Source organism: Larkinella knui, assembly GCF_003858645.1.
Taxonomy (GTDB): Bacteria; Bacteroidota; Bacteroidia; order Cytophagales; family Spirosomataceae; genus Larkinella; species Larkinella knui.
In genome coordinates this window covers 815,266-838,581 of the sequence record NZ_RQJP01000001.1, presented here as the reverse complement: position 1 = coordinate 838,581, position 23,316 = coordinate 815,266, and the positions used below count along the sequence as shown (strand labels likewise).

At 50.7% G+C, this 23,316-nt stretch carries 17 protein-coding genes; 13 read left to right on the top strand and 4 right to left on the bottom strand.

Going from position 1 to position 23,316, the window contains the following annotated elements; genetic code table 11:
• The first annotated feature begins 466 nt into the window (after positions 1 to 466).
• From EHT87_RS03290 to EHT87_RS03260, 7 genes are all read left to right on the top strand, one after another.
• On the top strand, positions 467 to 3,625 hold the full coding sequence (locus EHT87_RS03290) for a histidine kinase dimerization/phosphoacceptor domain -containing protein (RefSeq protein ID WP_185716129.1): 3,159 nt from the start codon (positions 467 to 469) through the stop codon (positions 3,623 to 3,625).
• A gap of 5 nt (positions 3,626 to 3,630) precedes the next feature.
• Positions 3,631 to 4,368: a LytR/AlgR family response regulator transcription factor gene (locus tag EHT87_RS03285; RefSeq protein WP_124903815.1), complete on the top strand. Its 738-nt coding sequence runs from the start codon at positions 3,631 to 3,633 to the stop codon at positions 4,366 to 4,368.
• A 188-nt stretch (positions 4,369 to 4,556) separates the two neighbouring features.
• Entirely contained in the window at positions 4,557 to 4,793 is a 237-nt protein-coding gene (locus tag EHT87_RS03280) for a hypothetical protein (protein ID WP_124903813.1), read from the top strand.
• Positions 4,794 to 4,823: 30 nt separating this feature from the next.
• Positions 4,824 to 5,486, top strand: coding sequence for a peroxiredoxin (locus tag EHT87_RS03275; RefSeq protein WP_124903811.1), 663 nt, complete (start codon positions 4,824 to 4,826; stop codon positions 5,484 to 5,486).
• 82 nt (positions 5,487 to 5,568) lie between these two features.
• Complete coding sequence (locus EHT87_RS03270) at positions 5,569 to 5,793, top strand: hypothetical protein (RefSeq protein WP_124903809.1); 225 nt, start codon at positions 5,569 to 5,571, stop codon at positions 5,791 to 5,793.
• Between the two features lie 10 nt (positions 5,794 to 5,803).
• Positions 5,804 to 6,937, top strand: a complete 1,134-nt coding sequence (locus EHT87_RS03265) for an NAD(P)/FAD-dependent oxidoreductase (protein WP_124903807.1) — start codon at positions 5,804 to 5,806, stop codon at positions 6,935 to 6,937.
• 44 nt (positions 6,938 to 6,981) lie between these two features.
• Complete coding sequence (locus EHT87_RS03260; RefSeq protein ID WP_124903805.1) at positions 6,982 to 7,251, top strand: hypothetical protein; 270 nt, start codon at positions 6,982 to 6,984, stop codon at positions 7,249 to 7,251.
• A 99-nt stretch (positions 7,252 to 7,350) separates the two neighbouring features.
• Here EHT87_RS03260 and EHT87_RS03255 read toward each other — a convergent pair whose 3' ends face one another.
• The gene (locus EHT87_RS03255) at positions 7,351 to 10,053 is read right to left on the bottom strand and encodes a glucosidase family protein (protein WP_124903803.1); all 2,703 of its coding nucleotides are present in this window, start codon (positions 10,051 to 10,053) and stop codon (positions 7,351 to 7,353) included.
• A gap of 105 nt (positions 10,054 to 10,158) precedes the next feature.
• Positions 10,159 to 11,625 (bottom strand): glycoside hydrolase family 28 protein, encoded by a 1,467-nt coding sequence (locus tag EHT87_RS03250; protein ID WP_124903801.1) that lies wholly within the window; start codon positions 11,623 to 11,625, stop codon positions 10,159 to 10,161.
• A gap of 381 nt (positions 11,626 to 12,006) precedes the next feature.
• Between EHT87_RS03250 and EHT87_RS03245 the strand changes: the two genes are divergently transcribed.
• Genes EHT87_RS03245 through EHT87_RS03220 form a run of 6 tightly spaced genes read left to right on the top strand, consistent with a single transcriptional unit; the run spans position 12,007 to position 21,481 of the window.
• Positions 12,007 to 15,291, top strand: a complete 3,285-nt coding sequence (locus tag EHT87_RS03245) for a family 78 glycoside hydrolase catalytic domain (protein ID WP_124903799.1) — start codon at positions 12,007 to 12,009, stop codon at positions 15,289 to 15,291.
• Complete coding sequence (locus EHT87_RS03240) at positions 15,288 to 18,038, top strand: family 78 glycoside hydrolase catalytic domain (protein ID WP_124903797.1); 2,751 nt, start codon at positions 15,288 to 15,290, stop codon at positions 18,036 to 18,038. Before EHT87_RS03245 ends, EHT87_RS03240 begins: the two co-directional genes overlap by 4 nt.
• Before the next feature lie 30 nt (positions 18,039 to 18,068).
• Positions 18,069 to 18,815, top strand: coding sequence for an SDR family NAD(P)-dependent oxidoreductase (locus EHT87_RS03235; protein ID WP_124903795.1), 747 nt, complete (start codon positions 18,069 to 18,071; stop codon positions 18,813 to 18,815).
• 3 nt (positions 18,816 to 18,818) lie between these two features.
• On the top strand, positions 18,819 to 19,442 hold the full coding sequence (locus EHT87_RS03230; RefSeq protein WP_124903793.1) for a cyclase family protein: 624 nt from the start codon (positions 18,819 to 18,821) through the stop codon (positions 19,440 to 19,442).
• A 13-nt stretch (positions 19,443 to 19,455) separates the two neighbouring features.
• Positions 19,456 to 20,472, top strand: coding sequence for a zinc-dependent alcohol dehydrogenase (locus tag EHT87_RS03225; RefSeq protein WP_185716128.1), 1,017 nt, complete (start codon positions 19,456 to 19,458; stop codon positions 20,470 to 20,472).
• Between the two features lie 46 nt (positions 20,473 to 20,518).
• On the top strand, positions 20,519 to 21,481 hold the full coding sequence (locus tag EHT87_RS03220) for a C-terminal binding protein (RefSeq protein WP_124903789.1): 963 nt from the start codon (positions 20,519 to 20,521) through the stop codon (positions 21,479 to 21,481).
• Here the strand turns inward: EHT87_RS03220 and EHT87_RS03215 are convergent.
• Both EHT87_RS03215 and EHT87_RS03210 read right to left on the bottom strand, forming a co-directional pair.
• On the bottom strand, positions 21,478 to 22,389 hold the full coding sequence (locus tag EHT87_RS03215) for an AraC family transcriptional regulator (protein ID WP_148096024.1): 912 nt from the start codon (positions 22,387 to 22,389) through the stop codon (positions 21,478 to 21,480). The genes EHT87_RS03220 and EHT87_RS03215 overlap by 4 nt on opposite strands.
• A gap of 505 nt (positions 22,390 to 22,894) precedes the next feature.
• Complete coding sequence (locus tag EHT87_RS03210) at positions 22,895 to 23,290, bottom strand: response regulator (protein WP_124903785.1); 396 nt, start codon at positions 23,288 to 23,290, stop codon at positions 22,895 to 22,897.
• Positions 23,291 to 23,316 lie beyond the last annotated feature (26 nt).

Below are 23,316 nucleotides of genomic sequence, written 5' to 3'. Positions count from 1 at the left end.
TGCAAAAGACAAACTTACCAACAAAAAAGAGAGTCTCCATTCCCGGAGCTCCCTTCAGGACAGATAAACCGGTTTTACGTTCCAATCACCGCTAATTTTTACCGGCAAACGCCTTTTGCATGGTCGTCGCTTCCTCCGCGAAACTCTCTGCTGCTCATTGCCCAGTTTTCAGGAACAAGGTCCGTTCATTTTGGCTCAAATTGACAACTCGTATTAGGCTAAGAAAGACGACATCCAATAGCCACCAGGGTTGGCCCAATCCAGCAAAATGCCTATTGTGAACAGGTGCCCGGGTAAAAGCATGCCCTTCCTTCTCGACAAATTTCTATTATTTTTACCTCTCAAGTCCAGGTTTCGATTTACTTGCCGCTTGAGGCTTGTTCTTTTTCAACTTCTATCGTATTGTAGACGCGTTTTAAGACGTGTTAAAATGACAGGTTTCTTTCTTCACGTAAAGCGAACTACCTTGGCCCTTTTCTTTCGCGGTTCCTTGATACTGGCTTTCGTGATTACCGGGCCTTCCTTGCTGGGACAAAGCGGATTGCCCTCTGCTCACGCTGATTTTACGATTACCAAACGGCTGCTTTCCATAGAAAATGGACTGGCTTCACACGAGGTGTTCTGTGGTTTGCAGGATGCCGCCGGTTTTATGTGGTTTGGCACCCGCAACGGGTTGAACCGCTATGACGGGAAAGAGTGTCTGCTCTTTACCCGGCAGCGAAATAAGCTCCAGGACAATAAGGTGGTGCAGTTGGCGAAAGACGATGCCAATCACCTGTTTATTGAATACGGCAGTACCGGTTTTCAACTCGCTACCAACGGAAAAGTGGATGTAATGAATGCGCAGTCGCAGGAAGTTAAAACGCTCACGGAAGCTTTTCCAAACCTGCCTTTTAAAGAGCAGGATGTATACTGGATTGCAAATGATGGAAGCAATGAAGTCAATTTTTTAACCGCTTTTCCCTTCCGGTTATGGAAATATTCGTCCAAAAGTGGGTTTCGGCTTCACTTCGAAATGAAAGGCTGGGACCGGACAGACCCGTCATTCGATTACCGCGTGACCGGACCCGTTTGTACGTTCGGGAACGGAAAAGCATTACTGAAAATAACCAATCAGGCCCCCCAATATCTGACCACGAATGATACGGTTTTTGCCTTTACCCAAAAGGATGTATTGCGCTCGTTGCCGATTGGGTTCACCCGTGATAACCACCTTTTACTTACCTACAACACCAAAACCGAGGTGGATAGCTTCGCCGTGGGCCTGGTCACCCGAAAAGGTCGGCTTGAATCCGTTCCGGATCTGCGCAAATACAAACTGGACGCCATAAAAGGCCGCTACTGGTATCAGATTGTGGTCGCCACCAACGGTCTTTCTTCCATTTTGTACATCAGCACGGACGCCCTTTACGTGTGGAATGAAACTACTTTTTTGAAGGTGCTTTCCAAATCGGATTTAAAAGGGTTCGAGAATCTGTTTATCTACAGACTTTTTCCGGACAATCTGGGCAACCTTTGGCTTTGCACCTCCCTGGGTGTGCTCCAGTTGAAAATCGAAAAAAACCGATTTGAACCGTATTTTTCCAGCCGTCAGCAAAGCCTTCAACCCAACAGCCAGGCCCGGGGAATCTATGCGGATCAAACCGGACAGGTCATGGCCAACATCTGGACTCATACCTTCCGGCAGCAGAATGGTAAAATGCAGGCGGTGGCCGAGTCCAATGAGGAAATTAAATACGCGGTGGCCAGGCACCAATCGGGTTTGTATGTCGGTGGTTACCATCTGTTTCGGTATGATGAAACCAGGAATGCGATCACGGCCTTACCGGGCGGACAGGGATCGGAAATCTGGTCGATGTTTTCGGTGAACGACAGCCTGTTGCTCCTGGGCCGCACCAACGGTTTTTCCCGGTTTAATTCCCATACCCGGCAATTTGATACCGTTTCGACGCCTAACGCACCCGAAGCCAGATTTGTCTACCGGTTTTTCCGGGGAAAAGGCGGTGTCGTGTGGGCGGTTGCCGAGAATGGATTGTATACATTGAGCATCGACCAGGGACGGTTGACGATGGTCAAGCTTCAATCCCCGTTTCTCAGTGGCTTAAGTCTGCTGGATGCCTACCAGGATGCCGATGGGATTTTCTGGCTGGCCACCAGTGGCGAAGGGCTTTACCGCTGGGACCCCAAAACGCATGCGATCCGGCAGTTTACCATCACGGCGGGTTTTCCCTCCGATGTCCTGTACCGAATCGAACCCGATGAATTTGGCCAGCTCTGGATTAGTTCCGACAACGGCCTGATCCGTTTTCACCGCAAGACGTTTTCGGTCAACACCTATACAACCGTCGATGGCCTTTCCCACAATGAGTTCAACCGCACGTCGTCGTTCAAAGCGGATGATGGCCGGTTATTTTTTGGTGGGTTAGATGGCGTGAACGCCTTTGATCCCCGGGATTTCCGGGCCGATACCAACTCGTTACGGGTGCCGCTGCAACTCATTGCTTTTAACCAGTTTGTCGGTTCCCAAAACAAATTGGTTAGCAAAACGGCCGAGTTGCTCCGTACGTCAAACATTATTCTGGAACCTGACGATCAGTTCTTTACCCTGGAATTCCAACTGCTGGATTTTACCAAAGAGGAAGGACACCGTTACGCCTATAAAATCGAAGGTATCGATCAGGACTGGAATTATTTAACTGAAAACTCCATCCGGATCAGCGGGTTGCCCTACGGAACCTTTACGCTGCGCATCAAAGGACAAAATGGGGAAGGGGCGTGGAGTCAACGTGAATTAACGATTCCCCTGACCGTTTTGAAACCCTTCTATTTGCAGTGGTGGTTCATTGTCGGCATGGCCATGCTTTTTCTGCTGACTGTTTACTTTTATATCCGGTTCCGAATCAACCAATTGGCTGCCGATAAAAAGAAACTGGAACAGACGGTCAACGAACGAACGGCCCAGTTGAAGCAGTCCCTTTCCGAACAGTCGGCGTTGCTGTTGGAAAAGGATGTCTTGATGAAGGAAATCCACCACCGGGTCAAGAATAACTTACAGGTCATTTCGGGCTTGCTGGAACTTCAGAGCAAGGGGCTGGCGGATGAAACGGCCCGGGAAGCCCTGCGGGAAGGACAAAACCGGGTTCGGAGCATTGCCCTCATTCACCAGAATCTGTATCAGTTTGAGAACCTCAGCACCATCGACCTGAAACGGTTTATCAATGACCTCTGCCGACAGATTCAAAGTGTCTATCAGAAACAAAAACCGGTAACCATTGACATCACCGTACCGGATTTGCACCTCGATATTGATTCAGCTGTTCCGCTGGGCCTGATTTTGAATGAATTGCTGTCCAATTCCTTTAAGTACGCCTTTGCCGGAGTTGCCGCCGGGGAAATAAAACTGGCGATTCAATCGACCAGCGGGGGCAAATACCAGTTGCGGTATGCCGATAACGGACCCGGCTTGCCCTCCGATTTTGATCCGGCCAAAGCCAAAACGCTCGGTCTGCAACTGGTCAATGACCTGAGCCGGCAAATTGGCGGAAAAGTGCAGTACGCGACCCAAAACGGGGCCGTTTACACCATTCAATTCACGAACCGCGAAACCCGTAAAAACGAAGATTAAAGCCCATGGCTGTTTTAAAAGTAGGCGTTATAGAAGATGAGCTGGTGATTGCCCGAACCATTTTGAATACGCTCGGGGAGTTGGGGTATTCATCGTGTGGCCCGGCCATCAATTTTACCGAAGCGCTGGCCATGCTCGAGCAGGACAAACCGGATCTGGTGCTGCTCGACATCCAGTTAGCCGGTCGTAAAGACGGGATCGATGTGGCCCAAAAACTGAACGAAAGCCATCCGATTCCGTTTATTTTTTTAACGGCCAACAGCGATTCTGAAACGATTGACCGGGCCAAAACCGTCAAACCGCACGCCTATATTGTCAAACCGTTTACGAAAGAAGAACTGTTTGCCGCCATCGAAATTGCGTTCAGTAATTTTACGGGAAACCGCACGGATGTAAAACCCGCACCGGCCGCGTCGAATTCTGCCCGGAGTTTTGTGTTTGTCAAGGAAGGTTACGTGTTTCGAAAGGTTTATTTTAATGAGCTGCTCTTTCTGGAGAGTGACGCCAATTACGTAACCCTGCACCTGAAATCCCACAAGAAAATTATGGTGCGCTCTACCATCCAGGATTTTGTGGAACAACTCGATCCGGCCCTGTTTATGCGCATTCACCGGAGTTTTTCGGTTAATCTGAGCCTCATCGATGAAATATTCCCGACTGAGATTGCGTTGGAAGGCCGTAAGATTCCCATCGGGAAGTCGTACCGGGACGAACTTTTTAAAGCTTTGGGCCTTGAATCCTGATGATAGGAACACGGATGGAGCGGATTGAACGGATTCGCGCAGATTAAAATTAAAATCCGTTCTGATCCGTTCAATCCGCCCCATCCGTGTTCCTATCGCTGATGTACACGACTATTCGCAGCCGGTAACATCATTCTTCCCCAAGTTCCCCACCTTCATCCCTCGTCGGACGCATTCGTCCCTTTTTTTTGGCAAAGCTTTCGGTTCGATCCACTTTTGGATCGGCTATGGGATTGCTCGATCTGGACAAAATCATCATCAAACGGACTATTCTGGGTATTCGCTGCCATTCGTGTGGCGGTAACCTGGTGCTGGTTGCCAAACGATCCCTTGCCGGGCGGTTTATTAAACTGGTGACGTTAGGAGCCGTCAATCCTAAAAATTACGTATGTGAACAGTGTCGGAAACGATACATGCTCCTCTGATTATTTACAACCCTCCAAAAATCAAAAACCATGAGTCTCAGATTAGGCGACATTGCCCCCGATTTCCGGGCGGAAACGACACAAGGAACCATCCAGTTTCACGAGTGGATGGGCGACGGCTGGGCCATTCTATTTTCGCACCCGAAGGATTTTACGCCGGTTTGTACCACCGAACTGGGCTACATGGCCCGGCTTGCCTCCGAGTTTGAAAAACGGAACTGCAAAGTCATCGGCCTGAGCGTCGATCCGGTCGAGAATCACCTGAAATGGAAAGCCGACATTGAAGAAACGCAGCACTATCCGGTCAATTATCCGATGATCGGTGACTCGGATCTGGCGGTTGCCAAACTGTACGATATGCTGCCCGCCGAAGAGCCCGGCACGTCGGAGGGCCGGACGGCGGCCACCAACCACACCGTGCGGACGGTTTTTGTGGTGGGTCCGGACAAAAAAATCAAGCTGCACCTGACCTATCCAATGACCACCGGGCGAAACTTCAACGAAATCCTGCGGGTGCTGGATTCGATGCAGCTGACGGCAGCGCATAAAGTGGCGACGCCGGTCAACTGGGAAAAGGGCGACGATGTGATTATCGTTCCGGCCGTTTCGGATGCCGAAGCCCGAGAAAAATACCCCAACGGCTGGAAAACCATAAAACCGTACCTGCGCATGGTGGCTCAACCGGGCAACTAGCAAGCCTCCCCCCTATCCCTATGCTCAGGTCCTATTCCCGGGCATAGGGGTTAATTATTCCTGAAATCAATCCTGAAACACAATGGAAATCGCTCCCAAATCGCTGCGGGCCTGGTTTGCCCTGGTAAGTGCGATCATCTGGACAGGCATCTACCTGACCGGTTTTTCGACCGTACACTGGTTCATTTACGTTCCGGCAATCAGTTTTCTTTTTTCGGCCCTCACCGGCCTTTGTTTACCGCTAACGGCCGTCTTGAAACTGTTTGGGGTTAAACTGAAGATAACGCCCATTGGATCATCCAATTAAAATCCGCACCATGAAATTACGTGTACTGGTACTCGGAGCAGGCTTCGGCGGGCTGGAACTCAGCACGATCCTTTCGGAAGCCCTCGGCAACGATCTGGATCTGACACTGATCGACCAGCAGGATTCATTTTTCTTCGGCTTTTCCAAACTGGATGTGATGTTTGGCCGGAAAGGGGCCGATGCCGTTAAAATTCCGTACCGCCCTATTGGCAAACCGGGTCTCCGGTTCCGGCAGGAAACCATTACGGCCATTGATCCGGTGGCGAAACGGGTTACCACCAGTGGCGGAACCTACGAAGCGGATGTGCTGGTGGTGGCGCTGGGGGCCAACTACGACCTTTCTGCCACCCCCGGACTGGCCGAAGGGGGTAATGAGTATTATTCATTTGCCGGGGCCGAGAAACTGCGGGATGTGATTCCTCAGTTTACCAGCGGGCACGCCATCGTCGGCGTATGTGGAGCACCGTTCAAGTGTCCGCCCGCCCCCAGCGAAGCGGCTTTGATGCTGCACGATTACCTCCTCAAACGCGGGGTTCGGGATGCCTGTACGATCAGTCTGGTCATGCCGTTTGGCTCACCAATTCCGCCGTCGCCCGATACGTCGAAAGCGTTGCTGCGGGCGTTTGAGGAACGACACATCCAGTTCATTCCGCAGCGGAAAGTCCATTCGCTCGACGCAGCCCGGAAGGTCATTCGTCTGGATGACGGTTCTGAAATGCCGTACAATTTATTTCTCGGTATTCCGAAACACGTAGCCCCGGATGTGGTCCTGCAAAGCGGGTTGGCCGAAAATGGCTGGATACCGGTCACGAAAACCGATCTGCTGACCCGGTTTCCCGGCGTGTACGCCATCGGTGATGTCACCAGCGTAGGCACGCCAAAAGCCGGTGTTTTTGCGGAGGGAGCGGCCAGGATTGCGGCCCATTCCATCCTGGCCTCCTTGAAAGGAAAAGAAAACGCAACGGCTTATACCGGTGCCGGTTCCTGCTACATCGAATTTGGCGAAGGCAAGGTGGGCCGGGTGGACGTCGATTTTTTCTCCGGCCCCAAACCCCAGGGAACTCACCACGAACCTTCCGAGATGCTGGTAGCCGACAAGGACCATTTCGGCTCCAGCCGAAAAGCCCGCTGGTTTGGACTTTAAGCAATTGAAATTAGCGTAATCACGAACCAATAAACGCACAGAAAATGCCAACGTATCTGGTTGAAATTCCGCACTCGGAAAAAGTGTCGGAATGTAAGAAGGTTATAAACGTTTTTTTGACTTCCGGTTCGCACCTCATTTCCCAGGCCCATTGGGGCTGTAAAGACGGTGTTCACAAATTGTGGTTCATCTATGATTTTGAAAACAAAGAAAGTGCGCTTCGGGCTATTCCGCCCCTGTTGAGGCCCGATGCCCGGATTATCGAGCTGGTTAAATTCCGGGTTGAAGACGTCATGCAGTATACGGAAGCCTAACCAAAGCAGAACAAACCGGCACTCCCTCCCATTTTGCTTCTATTGCCGATGCTCCTTCTGGTAGCGGGCAACACGTTTTCCGGGGCTGGAAGCAAGTAATTAGTAGTCGAGCCGGATTTCGGCCTGGCCTGAAAAGGATTTAATCGAGACGGTTTCCGTCTGTTCGTTGTAGATGCCTCCGGCTACATTCACCGGCTTTTTACCGGCGGGGTGCGGTATCCGGATCAAAACTTCTTTCGGTTTCCGTGGATCCGTGCAGCTCACGGTAGCGGTGATGTACCCCTTTTCTACTTCCGAAGTCACATTCGCCGTAATCGGACCGAAATAGCTCCTGACATTAGTCAGCGTTATTTTCTGGCCCTGCTCCAGCCATTGCCGCGGCACCGTATTGAACAACCGGAGGGTTGGCCCCTCTTCCAGATAAAGCATCCAGCGGGTTTCCATCAAAAACCAGGCTTCCTCGTGCGTCTTGTGCGGACTGACTTTAAATAAATGTTCCCAGAACGTGTAAGTTTCCCGATCGGCATGGGCCGCAAACGTGTTGTAGTAGGTGCTCAAAAAAGGTTTGGTCATCCCCAGCTTGGCCTGCATCCAGTTATGGCGGCTGTAATAGGGTTGACTAAACGCTGAGTTTTCCTGGTAGAAAAGCTCGCTGTGATAGTTCAGAAGGGTTTTAGCCGCGGGCTCCTGCGGGTCCAGTACTTCGCAAAAAACCAGATGCATGGGACCCAGCATCCCATCCGGTGCCGTAAACGTACCATGCGACCAGAAAATTTCGCGTTTCTGGTACATCCCTCTCAAACCGGTCCCTTCCGTCCAGGGCGGGGCCGTTGGACACCAGGTGCCATCGCCCAGGGGAACCACCGGCGACAACGCCACCGAATTAAAAAACGACTGGCGGATATCCTCTTTCCAGGCGTCCGCTTCCTTTCGGAGCCTTGCAGATTGGGCGGGGTCAATACCGGCCAGCATTTCGGCACAACGGCTCATGCCGAGGTAGGCGTAGCCATTGAGCATGAATTGATGAAAATGATCTTCGGGATCCGCTACTTTTCCTTCGATCATCCCATAGCCCCGGCCGCGGAGTTCTTCCTTCTTGTTGCGGTTGCGCCAGGCGATGAGGTAATCACAGGATTTAAGGAGTTTTGCTTTTATTTTCCCGACCCATTCCCGGTCGTTCGTATACCGGAAGTATTCGCCCATGCTCCACAAAGCCGCCCCGGTTTCAACCATATACCCGTTGAAATTCTGGATAAAACCGTCTTCATGCTGCTTGTCCAGAAAGAAATCCAACGACCGTTTGGCACTTTCGTTCCAGCCCATGGAGGCATAAAACTGAATGATCGGCGAGCTTTCCGTTCCGATGGGTGAATAGACGCCAATGGTCGGAGCCAGCGTAGCGTTGGGTTCAGTGCCGTACGTAATCAGGTCGAGGTGTAACAAACCGGCCCGGATCATTTCGTCGATTCGCTTTTCGGGGACGTGGATTTGCGCAGCTTTGTCTAGTTTGGCGAGCCAGAAATCCCTGCTTTCGGCGTACCGCTGTTCAAAGGTCTGCGTCGCCAGTTGCGTAGCGCGTTCCCGGGAAACGGGACTGTGGGGGATAAAAAAATCGAACAGCGCCTTTTCGCCGGGTTGCAGCAATATGGAAATTTCCTCACCCGGCAGCGGTTTTCCGTTCAGTTTGGAAATACAGAAAACCCGGTTTTCCGAAAAGGCTGAAAAACCGGTCCTGGGATCGAAAGCATACGGAAATTTCTGCCACCAGGCGGTGCCCGGACGGGGCGTCTTGAACCAGGCGTACCGGGGCACGGAGCCGGTATTGACGACCTCCGATCTGAAAATCAAAACGGTTTCCTCGTCCGGATTGAGTGCTTTCTCCGATCTGGTTTTCACCCATTCCTGCTGCTCTTTGGTGAACATGTGACCGCCACTGAAACTGTCGGCCACCAGAAAGTCGGTTCCTTTCAGCTCCGCCAAGGGTGATTTTTCCAGGGATACAAACGTGGTAGATTTGTAAACGACCTCGTCGTCGGTCAGCGTTGAGTGTAAAATTGGCAACGTACCCTGTTCAAGCCGACGCGCGACATTCTCCTGTACGCCAACGCCCCGCCCATACGTGTACAGATAATGGACCGGTTCATTTTTGGTCTCGGCCAGTCGCAACGCAGTCGACGACCGCTTGGGCGAAATAATCGTAGCTTCGCCCTGGGATGCGTCCGGGAGGTTCTCGACAACCTCGAAAATCCGAAAATCCCGGCTGGTCCCCAGCCAGGTGGGTACGGTCATGTTTCTGACCGACTTCTCAACCGAGGAAAAGGAAACTTCTTTCCCGGTTTCAATCCGTTGGAGCTTGGTCAATGTTTTTCTGGACCGTACGGCGGTTTCCACTTCCCGGTAAGACCGCGTGTCCGAAGCGTTCAAAACCACGATACCATAATCCGGCATAAAAATGGGGGAATTGGACGTCACATCCCGAAGAAAAAATGAAAAAGGATTTGTTGCCGTTTTAATGGAAACGACGGTAGCCCCGGGCCCATAGTCGGTCCGGGCGCTGTCAATCGCAATCCGGATGCCCGGGCGACTGCCTGACCTCACCTGAAAGGCATTGGCGTTTATCTTCCCTTTTCCGGCCGACAATTCGATTTTCCGCAGAATACCGTGCTGCAACTGAACCGTGCCGGATGGCGTCGCTCCTTCTTTCCATTCGACCCTGACCTGTTCTGTTTTCTGGGAAAAAGCCTTTGGCCCCAAAACCGCCAGAAAAAACAGGAAGGCACTCAAAATCCATTTAAACTCCATAAACTGAATTTATTGCGACAATTTCTTGGTAAAAGAATTAAAAGTTGGGTTCTGCCCCCGATTCCGTGAGTACGGGCAATTTCAGGAAAAGAAAGCGCGGAGTGGTTACCGCCCCGGCAAGGTCAAACCGGTGGAATGAGCGGCATGGACAGGCGGTTTTTTTCGGTCGGGGTCCGTAATGAGCATGGGTTTTAAATTGGCCTGTTTCACGTCATCGAGCACCACGGCGGGACGATAGTCGTTTTTCAAACAGGTTAGTTTGACGTTGTCGAACCGAATGTTTTGGGCATGGCGTAGATAAAAACCCCAGGCGGGTAGTTCGCCAAACATCGAGAAATCCGGGTAAGCCGTTGGTTTTTCAGGTACTTTGTCGAGCGCCGTAGTCGGTACATTGGCCACCATCGAAGTTCCCCCACCCGGATAAATGATTTCCACATTTTTCAGCGTTACGTTCGAGATCAGGGCATCGGGCATGCCGACAATCGACGAAGGAGAGACATTTCGAGGCATGTCTTCGATCGGGCCTTCATACTCATAGCCGGCGTCGGGTTTAGTCGCGGGCACTTCGACCCGGATGTTCGTTAGCCAAACGTTTTCAAGACGGCCTTTTTTACCTTTGACCCGCTCGCCGATTCGCAGAAAAATGGCGTTTCCGGTGTTGATAGCCTGTAAACTGTCAATAACGACGTTTTCGATGAAACCGCCATCCACCGCTTCCAGGGCGATGGCGGAGCGGTAGGTATCGTAGACTTTATTCTGCACCATTTTGATGTTTCGAAAACCGCCGTAGCTGGCCGTACCAAATTTGATCGCATTGGCACTCGACCGGATCGTACAGTTGCGCACGTAGATGTTCTGACACACCTGCGAGGCATCATGCGATTTCAAACAAATACCGTCATCGGCTGAATCGATGTAGGAGTCGGTAACGCTTACACTATCCGAATCCACAATGTCGATGCCGTCGTTGTTCCAGTAGGCTTTGCTGTCGACCGTAATGCCTGCCAGCTGTACGTTGCGGCACTGATCATAAATTTGCACCCAACTCGCTGCATTACGCAACGTTACGGCTTGAAGTTTTACCCGCTGGCATCCCTTGAAGTAAATAAGGACGGCACGCGCTTCGGCCTCCGGGCGATCAAAGCGAAACAGGTCTTTGACGAGTCCTTTCTGAATGACATTCACGATGTTCCGGGCCAGTTGACGCCCCTGCCCGTCGATTATTCCTTTACCGGTAATGGCAATATTTTGCTGATTTTCGCCAAATACCAGCGCCGTCCAGACGTGCCGGTCGTAGTCGAAGGGATTGAGTGATCCCATCAGCACCGCTCCTTCTTCCAGATGCAGCGTTACATTCGATTTTAAATGAATCGATCCCGTCAGATACCGCCCGACGTAAAACACGAGCCGTCCACCCCCATTTGAATGAATATAATCGACAGCGTACTGAATCGAACGCGTGTTGAGTGTCGAGCCATCCGAATAAATGCCGAAAAACGACGCAGGGTAATCTTTGGCTTGAACACTCAGACTAACCCATAGCAGAAGCAGGGTGGTTTTTAAGTAAATCATGGACTATAAAAAAGGGTTTAAGTAGCAAAAGTCGATTAACAAAATCACCCATACGGCTCCATCAGGATTCACAGACCCGGATAATCCACGTTCAGACTTGCTTGGGAAGATGTGGGTTAACAACTACCACTTCAGGAGGTATATCGCCTATAAAACTACTTATCGTTAACTAAAAGTGGTAATAATAACCGAAAAAATGGCACAAAAGTATCATTTTTGGCTATTAAACTGGAATTCTTGAGTTCTCCAAACCAGTAAGTTTACAAGGCGGTATTTATACGTTTTTATAGAAAATTTAGTACATAGTACATACACAAAACGCAACCATGAGCCGCAATCCGTTTTCGGCTTGTAACAGTCACTACTTTTCAAGCTTTATCAATGAAGATTCTATGGTTTAATCTCCTGGCGCTGTTGTCTACCTTTATAGCCTACGGTGGCCAGCAAAATACGGATCTGAAAATTGGTAATCTTCGGACGGAGTATTTAGTAAATCCGGCGGGGATTGACGTCACCCAGCCCCGCCTGAGCTGGGAATTGGTTTCGGCCCGGAGAGCACAGGCTCAGTCGGCTTACCAGATTTTAGTTAGTACGGATTCCCTGGCTCTGGTAAACGATGCCGCTGCGGTATGGGATTCGAAAAAAGTGGCTTCTGACCGGGCCAGTCAAGTGAGGTATACCGGCCGCAAACTGGTTTCCCGGACCACCTATTTCTGGAAAGTCCGCGTTTGGGATGCCGGGAAGAACGTTAGTGCGTGGAGTCCGATCGCCAGCTGGTCGATGGGTCTGCTCAATAAAGAGGACTGGCAGGCGAACTGGATTGGAGCGCCGAATGAAAATGTACCTGACAGTGCAAAGTTCAACATCTGGCACAGCTTTCAGTCGGGTTTTAGTGCTACGGAGAATGCGGGTAATCAATGGGTTACTGTCGATTTGGGCTCGCAACAGGACATTCGTCAAATTAAACTGTATCCAGTCGATTATAAACTTCACGCCAACGGATACTTATTCCCCCGGCGTTTCAAAATTTTGGCATCGACTACCGCTGACTTTAAAAAGGCAACGGTTATGGTGGATGAAAGCGCCCGGGATTATGATCAGAAAGGGATGGAACCGTACCGTAAACCGATTACGCCCGTTACCGGTCGATACATCCGGGTCGTTGTCAGCAAACTCAGAAAAGCGTACGAAGGGAAGTATGCCTACGCCTTTGCCGAGTTGGAAGCCATCAATGCCCGTTCCGAAAATGTTGCCTTGAAAAAACCGGTCGTAGCCTCCATTCCGTACGCAACGTATCCCGCCTTTTCCGCTGAAAACTGGACCCCGGCCAACTTGACGGATGGTGCTTACACCGGCAGCTCGGCTAATCGGAAGCCGTTCAAATCGTCCATACCCGCATCACCCTTATTACGGAAGACGTTTACGGTAACGAAAAAAATTAAAAAGGCCACCCTCTACGCGAGCGCTTTGGGAATGTATGAAATGACCCTTAACGGAAAAAAAGCCGGGAATCAGGTGTTGGCACCGGAGTGGACGGATTACCACGAACGAGTTCAGTATCAGACCTATGACGTCACGAAAGCCCTAAAAAATGGCGTCAATGTGCTGGGTGCGATGCTGGCAGATGGTTGGTATGCGGGTGGCCTTTTTTCTCATCCGGATCGGGGTGCGTATGGATTCGACCGGCGGTTGATCGGGCAGTTGGAGCTGCTGTTTGACGATGGTACCCGAACCCAGATTGTGACCGATGCCAGCTGGAAGCTATTGGAAAACGGTCCCATCCAAATGGCATCCCTCTTCGACGGAGAAAATTTTAATGCGAAACTGCTACCCGCTAAGTGGCTGGAACCTGCCTTTAACGACTCGGGGTGGAAATCAGCGGTCGTTGACAAAACCGTCTCAAAAACACTCAACGCGCAAGGCAACGAGCCAATCAAGGTGATCCAGGAAATTAGGCCGGTGACGGTGGTCAAGGTGAAGGACGGTACGTACATCTTTGACCTGGGGCAAAACATAGCGGGGTGGGTAAACCTTAAACTTCCGTACAATCCAGCCCAAAACATCACGTTCAGGCACGGTGAAGTGCTGGATGAAAAGGGGCAACTCTACGTGAGCAATCTGCGGGCCGCCAAGCAAATAGACGTATATACACCGGGGTCAGAAGAATCCATTGACTACGAACCGCGTTTTACGTATCATGGATTTCGGTACGTCGAGATTTCCGGCCTTACCCGGGAACCTGAACTGACCAACGTAACGGGGAAAGTGGTTGCGTCGGCTGCGCCTTTAGCCGGTGCGTTTGAAAGTTCATCGCCCGATCTTAACAAATTGTGGACCAATATTTTATGGACCCAGCGGGGCAATATGCACTCGGTACCGACCGACTGTCCGCAACGGGATGAGCGGGCGGGCTGGATGGGCGATGCCCAGGTGTTTTCCCAGACCTCTATTTTCAATCTGGACATGAGTGCGTTTTTCACCAAGTGGGTGCGGGATATTGCCGATTGTCAACGGGCCGACGGACGTTACCCGGATTATACGCCACAGGTTGATAAGTGGAACCGCTATTGCAATGCCCCCGGCTGGAGCGATGCGGGCGTTCTGGTCCCCTGGCGGATGTATGAGAACTACGGCGATACGGCCATTCTGGCCCGCCAGTATACATCGATGAAAGCCTACATCCAGCACATTCTCCAGACCAATCCGGATTTGTTGTGGAAAAATGAACGGGGGAACATGTACGGCGACTGGCTGAATGGAAATACCATTATTGCTGACGACTATCCGAAAGAGGGTGGAAAAGTAGACAATGACATCTACTCAACGGCTTTTTTTGGAAACTCAACCCGAACCGTTGCAAAAGTGGCCCGGCTGCTGGGTCATCAGCCGGATTACGTGTATTATGACTCGCTGGCAAACGCGATCAAGAGCCGGTTTGTCAGCCAATACGTGGCCGACGACGGTACCCTTGCCGGAAATACGCAGGCGGCTTACGCCCTCGCGCTGGATTTTGACCTGGTGCCCGAAAAGCTGAAGAAACAGGCCGCGGCCCATATGGTAGAGGCCATCAAAGCGTATGATTACCGGATCTCGACCGGCATTCAGTCAACGATCCGGTTAATGAATCAGTTGTCGGAATACGGGTACGCCGATGTGGCCTATAAATTACTGGAAAGCCGCCGGTTTCCGTCCTGGATCTACTCCATCGACCAGGGAGCAACCACCATCTGGGAACGCTGGGACGGCTACGTAAAGGGCCGCGGTTTTCAGAACGTAGGTATGAATTCATTCAATCATTACGCCATCGGAGCCGTCGGCGAATGGATGTACCGAAGCATCCTGGGCATTAACCCCGATTCGGCTGGTTACAAACACTTTACCATTAAACCGCGTTTGGGAGGCAGCCTGACCTGGGCTAAAGGATCGTATCATTCCATCGCCGGAAAAATTGCCGTAGACTGGAAAGTCGATAACGGCACCTTCCAGGTATCCGTTCAGATTCCGGCCAATACAACGGCTACCGTGTTCCTGCCAGCCGGGAAGAACATCCGCGAAAACGGGCAACCGATCACCGGATCAACGGATATCCGGGTTATGGAGACTACGGATGCCGGGACTGCCTTACTCGTGCAATCCGGTAGTTATACGTTTCGCGTAGCTTTATGAAGTACGATAAAACGATGACGTATAAAAAAATACCGTTTCTGGTCGTCTTCCTGCTTTTCTTAAGTCCTGCCGTAAAAGCGCAATTGCGGGTGGTGGCCGCCTTGTGCGACAATCGGGCTGATCCGGTCGGCATTAACCCTGGCGATCTGTTTTTCTCCTGGGAAATGCAATCCCCAAAGGAAGCGGTTATGCAGTCGGCGTATCAAGTGGTTATTTCCTCGTCGCAAGCGAATTTAACGGCTGGCCAGTTTGATGTATTCAATACCGGTGTGGTGAAAAGTGATCGTAGCCTTCAGGTTCACTACTCGGGGAAAGCACTTCAGTCGGCGCAGACGTATTTCTGGAAAGTTCGGGTATGGGACACGGATAAAAAATCGTCGGCCTGGAGTGCCGCGCAACAGTTCACAACCGGCCTATTTACCCCTGCGGATTGGCAAAATGCCCGCTGGATCGGCTACGAAGACTGGCCCGATTCCGGGCGGGTTGTGCCCTTCGTTCACCTGAAAATGAAGGCGGGAGATCCCCGGATTTTTAAAAACGCCCGGTCTCCGCTGCTGCGTAAAGAATTTACAACGACCCGGAAAGTGGCAAAAGCGCTCCTGTTTATCAGCGGCTTAGGTCATTATGAGGCCAGTATCAATGGCAGGCGCATTGGGGACGCATTTTTGTCTCCCGGCTGGACCAGCTATGACAAAACCATCCTCTATAATACCTACGATATTACCCAGCAACTACGTCCCGGAAGCAATGCGCTGGGTGTCATACTGGGCAACGGGTTCTACTCGATTTCGCAGGAGCGGTACGTGAAAGGAACGGGCACGTTTGGCAACCCCAAACTGATTGCCCTGCTGAAAATTACGTACACCGATGGCCGCACGGATCACCTGATTTCTGACCAAAGCTGGAAGGCAGCCCCGTCGCCCATTACGTTCAATACCATCTATGGCGGGGAGGATTATGACGCCCGCCTGGAGCAAAAAGGCTGGAATACGGCCGGTTTCGCCGATAAGACCTGGAAGGATGCAGTTTTAGTAACTAGGCCAAAAGGGAAACTGTTGCCCGAAATCGATTACCCCGTTCGGTTTCTGGATTCATTGACCGTCAGGAAAACAACGGTGGTCGGACCGAATACCGTCGTGTATGATTTTGGCCAAAACTGCTCGGGGATTCCCCGCATCAGCGTCAAAGGGAAAGCGGGACAGACCCTGAAGATTACGCCGGCGGAGTTGCTTCATGCGGATGGCACCGTCAATCAGGCGGATGGCGTTACACCCCATTCGTATTCGTATACGCTAAACGGAGATGGCGAAGAAACCTGGCAGCCCCGGTTTTCCTATTTTGCCGTTCGATACGTTCAGATCGAAGGTGTCCGGGTCAACCAAGATGAGTCCAGTCAACTGCCGCTGGTCACAGGGTTGACAGTGCTTCACAATCGCAATGCTGCTCCGGCCAATGGTACGTTTGCGTGCTCGAATGCGCTGTTCAACCGGATCTATACCCTGACGGATTGGGCGATAAAAAGCAATCTGCAAAGTTACATCACCGATAATCCCCAACGGGAAAAACTAAGCTGGCAGGGTGAGCAGAATTTTATGCGCACGGCGATCAACTATACGTACAATGTGTACAATCTGTACCGCAGTCTGATCCAGAACATGACCGACGCGCAGCACGAAAATGGCCTGGTTCCCGACATTGCCCCGGAGTACATTAAATTCGAAGGCCCTTTTGTCGATTCGCCCGAATGGGGCACAACGGCGATCCTGGATTCCTGGTTTTTGTATCAGTTTTACGGTGATACGTCGGTAATCCGCAAAACCTACCGGATGATGACCCGGTATGCGGATTTTCTGGAAAGCCGGGCGACCGACAACCTGCTCCTGTACGGGTTGGGCGACTGGCTGGATATTGGAAAAGTGACACCCGTGGGCGTTACGGCTACGGCGTATTACTACCATTCCATCACCGCCTTAAGCGCCATGGCGGACTTGATCGGAAAACCGGACGATGCCGCCCGATATCGCAATCGGGCCGAAATGATTAAAACCGCCTTCAATAAAAAGTTCTTTAATCCGGAGAAAAAACGGTATGCGACCGGTAGCCAAACCGCTATGGCGATGCCGATCAGTATGGGTCTGGTGGAAGAAAAATACAAAAAAGATGTGCTCCATATCCTGGTGACGAACATTCAGGCTGTTGACGCCAACCGGCTGACGGCCGGCGATGTTGGAAACCGGTATCTGATCAGGGCGCTCTACGAAAATGGTCACCCCGAAACGCTGTTTACTATGACCAACCGCGACGATGTGCCGGGCTACGGGTATCTGCTAAAACACGGGGCTACGGCACTGGTCGAAACCTGGGATGGCAAATCATCGCAGAATCAACTGGCGATGGGCCATATTCTGGAGTGGTTTTACGAGGGCATTGCCGGTATTGCCCAGGCGGAAAATTCCGTCGCCTTTAAGCACCTGAAAATTCGGCCCCAGCCAGTAGGGGATCTGACGTGGGCCAGGGGCCGTTTCCATTCGCCCTACGGCTGGATCAAAACCAGCTGGACCAAAACCGCCAACCGGTTTCGCTGTCAGGTAGAGATTCCGGTAAACACCCGGGCAACCGTCTATTTACCGGCGAAAGCCGCTTCCAGAATTTATAAAAACGGCCAGCTCGTCCGGAATTACAAAGTCGAAGCGGATGCGGTTTTGCTGGAACTGGGCTCGGGTAAGTACGATCTAAAAGTGGAATGATCAATGCCGTAAAATGAAGGTGACGGAACAATGAGAGGACTAAAAAATAAAACCGTAGTCATTACCGGTGGTCTGGGCGATCTGGGCTATGCCACCGCCATCCGAATGGCTGAAGAAGGCTGTGTAGTGGTTCTGGTTGATCTTCAGCCCGATACGAATCAGAAAGCAGCCGCCCTGGGTGCCCACTTCTGGCAACTGGACATCAGTGATGAAACGGCGGTGGAGAAAACCTGCGCGGCCCTTGAGCAAGCCGTTGGCCCCGCTCATGTGCTGATCAATACCGCAGCCCGGTTCATCTTCAAAGGCGTGGAAGCTACGGCGGAAGAATGGCAGCAGATCAATGCGGTCAATATTGGCGGTACGTCGCTGATGGCCAAATACATTGTTCCGCAAATGAAAAAGAACGGCGGTGGCAGCATCATCAATTTTTCATCGGTGAGCGGTTTTGTCGGACAAGCTAATTTTGCTACGTACAACGCCACCAAATTCGCCATTCGGGGATTAACCAAATGCTGGGCGCAGGATCTGGCGGCTTTTGGGATCCGGGTGAACACCCTGTGCCCCGGCTACATCTACACCAGCGCCTTCATCCATTCGTGCGAAAAACTGGGCCTGAACATCGACGACGAAGATCGTCGGGCTTCGGCCATGCACTTACTGAACCGGCAGGGACGTCCCGAAGAAGTAGCCGCAGCGGCCGCTTTTCTGGCCAGTGACGATTCTTCCTTCATTACCGGCAGCGACTTAGTGGTCGATGGCGGCTATCTAGCTAAATAAACGATGAAACTTGTCGATCTATCCCATCCCCTGGTACACGGGCAGCAAACGTTTCCGTCTGACCCTAAGTTGAGCATCGTTCCGCACGGAACCACCCGGACGTTGAAATACAACATTACGCAAATCGTGATGGGGTCGCACCAGGGTACGCACCTGGACGCGATGTACCACTTTCTGGATGATGGCAAAACACTGGACCAGATGCCATTAGACTGGTTTTATGGGAAAGTGCACGTCCTGCGAATCCCCAAAGCGGCCCGGGAAGAAATTACCGTGGATGATTTTTTGCCGTATGAACATCTGCTGGTGCCCGAGGCCAAAATCATCTACGACACGGGGTGGTACAAAAACTTCGGGAAGGATGATTTCTTCGAAAATTTCCCGTCGCTGACTCAGGAAGCCAGTGCGTATCTGGCCGACCGAAACATCCGGATGCTGGGCATGGACACCCCAACGCCCAGCCGCGACTGGTATGAAGTCCATCACATCCTGCTGAAAAAAGAAATCGTCATTGTGGAAACCCTGACGAATCTGGATCAGGTTCCGGATGAATTTACCTTCATGGGATTTCCGCTCAACCTACAAGGCCGCGACGGCTCCCCCATACGAGCCGTCGCTCAATTCTGAAAGTCAGCTACCTATGAAAGCACTGTTTTATCCGGAGTTTAAAAAACTCACGATTGCAGAAAGGCCATTCCCTTCTTTTTCCGGGGATGAGGTCTTGCTGAAAGTACTGGCTTGCGGCATTTGCGGGAGTGAACTGGAAACCTTCAAAAACCAGAGTCCGCGCCGGATCCCGCCTTTGATTATGGGCCACGAGTTTTGCGGAACTATTGAAGAGATGGGTGCCGACGTAACGGGCTTTACGAAAGGCGATCGGGTGGCCAGCAATAGCGTGGTGTCCTGCGGAACGTGCGATTCCTGCAAACGCGGAGTAACGAACTTATGCAAAAACCGGCAAATTTTCGGGATGCATCGGGGGGGAGCCTTCGGGGAATACGTGAACGTACCGGCCCATTGCCTGGTGCCGATGCCGGAGACGATAACGCCACAAGCCGCCTGTATGGCCGAACCGCTGGCCAATGGCATTCATATCGTGAACCTGACCCGGCATTTGAACCCTAAAAAAGTTCTGGTGATCGGGGCCGGTCCCATCGGACTGGTTACCCAGCAGGCCTTTCAATCCCTGCTGGGCGTTGAAGTTTACGTAGCCGATCTGCGGGACGAACGGCTTTCCATTTCGCGGGAATTAGGTGCTACGGCCACCATCAATTCCTCGGAGGAAGACCTGGTTGCCGCTATTGATCGATATACGGACCAGGAAGGAATCGATCTGGTCGTCGATGCCGTGGGGAGTTCCCAAACCAACCAGCAGGCCCTGAAAGCCGTTCGGCCCGGCGGGGCAGTTGTGCTCATCGGTCTTTATGAAAACTCCCGGTCTTTTTTTTCGTACGACATTATTCTATCCGAAAAGCAACTCATTGGCACCTACGCTGCCACGCAGCAGGAAATCGAAGAATCGTTGGATTTAATCGCTTCCGGGAAAGTAGACGTCACGTCGTGGGTTCACTATTACTCGCTGGATGACGGCGTGACGGCTTTTACCGATATGATGCTGGCCAGGGCGGCTCACATCAAATCGGTTATTCTTTTTTAAACCTCTTTTTCGCCAGGCTTTTGCGCATCGTTTGGCGTACCTTTTTATGGATAGCATCACCAAAAAAATTGTCATTACGGATCACGGCTTTTCAAACATCAACCCGGAAAGAGCGGTGCTGGAACAGTCGGGCTATGAGCTTATCGACGCCCAATGCAAAAGCGAAGCCGATTTATTGGCGGCAACCCGGGATGCTTTTGCCCTGATCGTTCAATGGGCTCCCATTACGGAAACCGTCATCCGAAACCTGGCAAATTGCCGGCTCATTGTCCGCTACGGTATTGGCGTTGATAATCTTGATCTGGCAGCCGCCCGGGAAAGACAGATACCGGTTTGCAACGTACCGGATTATTGCATCGATGAAGTGTCTGATCACACTATGGCCCTGGCGATGGCGCTCCACCGACAAATCCCGGCGACGGATCAGCGGGTTCGGGAGGGCGTTTGGAAAATAATTCCGCCCGGTACGGTTCCGGCCTGTAAAGACGCCTTGTTTACGACCCTGGGATTCGGACGGATCGCGCGGGTTGTCCTCAAAAAAGCCGCTGCTTTCCATTTTAAACGGGCTGCATTTGATCCCTTCGTGAGCGAAGAAGAAATGCAGGCGCTGGGTGTTCAAAAAATAACCTTTGAAGAAGCCCTGGCTACTTCGGATCTTCTCTCCCTGCATTTGCCGCTCAACGACAAAACCCATCACCTCATCAACCGGGAATCGTTATTGAAAATGAAGTCGAACGCGGTTTTAATCAATACGTCCCGGGGTGGGTTGATCAATACGGTTGACTTAGCGCAAGCCTTAACAGAAAACAGAATTGGTGGTGCCGGTATCGATGTCTTCGAGCAGGAACCGCTTCCGGATTCTCACCCGATCCGGCAGGCACCCAATACGATACTCACCTCGCACACGGCCTGGTATAGCCAACGCAGCATTCCGATTCTTCAGCAATTTGCCGCCGAAGAAGTGTTGAGGATTATAAACGGAGAGCCGCTGAAAAACCGGATAGCTTAATCAGCCGGGTTATTCTCCTGAAGCTGGTATAGTGATGCCTGAACGTACATCGTTCTATGCTTTAGCTGGAATTGTTTCGGTGACAGTTCGGTATAGCTTTTAAATTGCTTGTTAAAGTTGGATACATTTTGAAATCCGCATTCAAAACAGATCTGCTGTATACTGAACTTATGCAACATCAATAGTTTACAGGCATAGCCCACTTTCAGTTCATTTACAAATTGTGAAAATGGCTTTTGCATGCGTTGTTTAAAATACCGGGAGAAAGCCGTTGGACTCATAATGGCAACATCGGCCGCATCGGCCAGTCGAATGGATGATTTAAAATTATTCATGATATAAGCATGAACTTTATTTAACCGATCATTCGTGTTTTCATTGATATACTGGCTATATCCCTCGCTGGACAATAAAATCAATTCTGTAGACTCAGCTAATAGGCTAAGAATCTGCAGTAATTTGATTAATTTATTGACACCGCTTAAAGTCTGGATCTGATGGATATGCCCGATAATGGCGGCCTGGGTTTTCCCTATTATCTTGATGCCTCGCTGGGATAGTTGCAGAAACTTTTCTACGGCATACAATTCAGGCGTTGTAAAAAAAGTCTTTCCCAAAAAGTCTTCTTTAAAATGGATGACGAGCGCTTCCGATGACTGATTTTTCTCTTTTGAACTGTCGGTTTTCCAGGTATGGGCTAAATTCTTTCCAATAAAAATCAGATCGTTTTCAGTGTATCGATCAATATGGTCACCGACAAACCGGGTTCCGGAGCTTTTAAGGATCAGCGTTAATTCGTATTCGGCATGGTAATGCCACAAGCCCGGAAAAGAACCCGTATACTTGAAGTGATTGACACTAAAAGAATCCGTTTCTGTTTTATTTACCTTCAAAAGAAGAGGGTCCATAGGTTGAATTTTCGAACAGCTAATCACTTTGAGGAAAAATAATCCCTGACCAACTACGGGATCGCTCAAAGCGTAAAGCCTGGCTGTCCATTTTATCTATTCCCGAATCGTTACAGTAGGCCGCTAAGCGAAACGCCGAAATGAGTCTGTATTCTTTTCCGCACAAGCCTTTCGTTTTGGATGTTGTCTTTATTTCAAGAGTAGACCCGATGGTAGTACCTTGAGGTAATTTGTCAAATGATGAACGACCAACCAGTGGATGTATGTGGCGCTGTTAATCCTTTATTTTCGTAGGTTTGCATAATTTTTCCGGGGCATGTGCATACTACTAAAAGAATGAAATAAAGACTCCAATGTAGCATCAAAAGTTGGAAGCTACGGTTAGTATAAATCAAAATTTATTAAGCATTATTTACTAAACACTATTTTATTAAAACCAAACCGCTTGCTCAGAAAAATCGATACGTTCCGGGCAACGACAAGAACAGTAAGGGCACGTAGCGAATCAATCGAAATGGCCTGCCAGGCATAAATCTCTGGCCAGAACACACCAATCTGTAAAACTAAAGGGCTTAACTGCCACTTCGTAAACACCCAGCTTTTGCGCCTTTTCAATCAAGTCCTTCGACATAAATTGACTGAACAGAAGCACCTTAAGGGTCCTGGTATCCGGATTTTGTTTCAGCCATTCGATGAGTGCTACACCATCCATACCTGGCATTGAATAGTCGATCATCATCAACGTAGGCGGACTTGAACTTTGAAGAATTGATATGATTTCTCCGGCGCCTTTAAAAACCGAGATATGGCAACTCAATTGCTGCTTTTCGAAAGCCCGCTCAACAACGTCAATAATATTTTGGTCATCGTCAACGAGCCAAATCTTAGGATTTTCCAGCATAACTTAAGTTGAAGTTGCTTTCATAA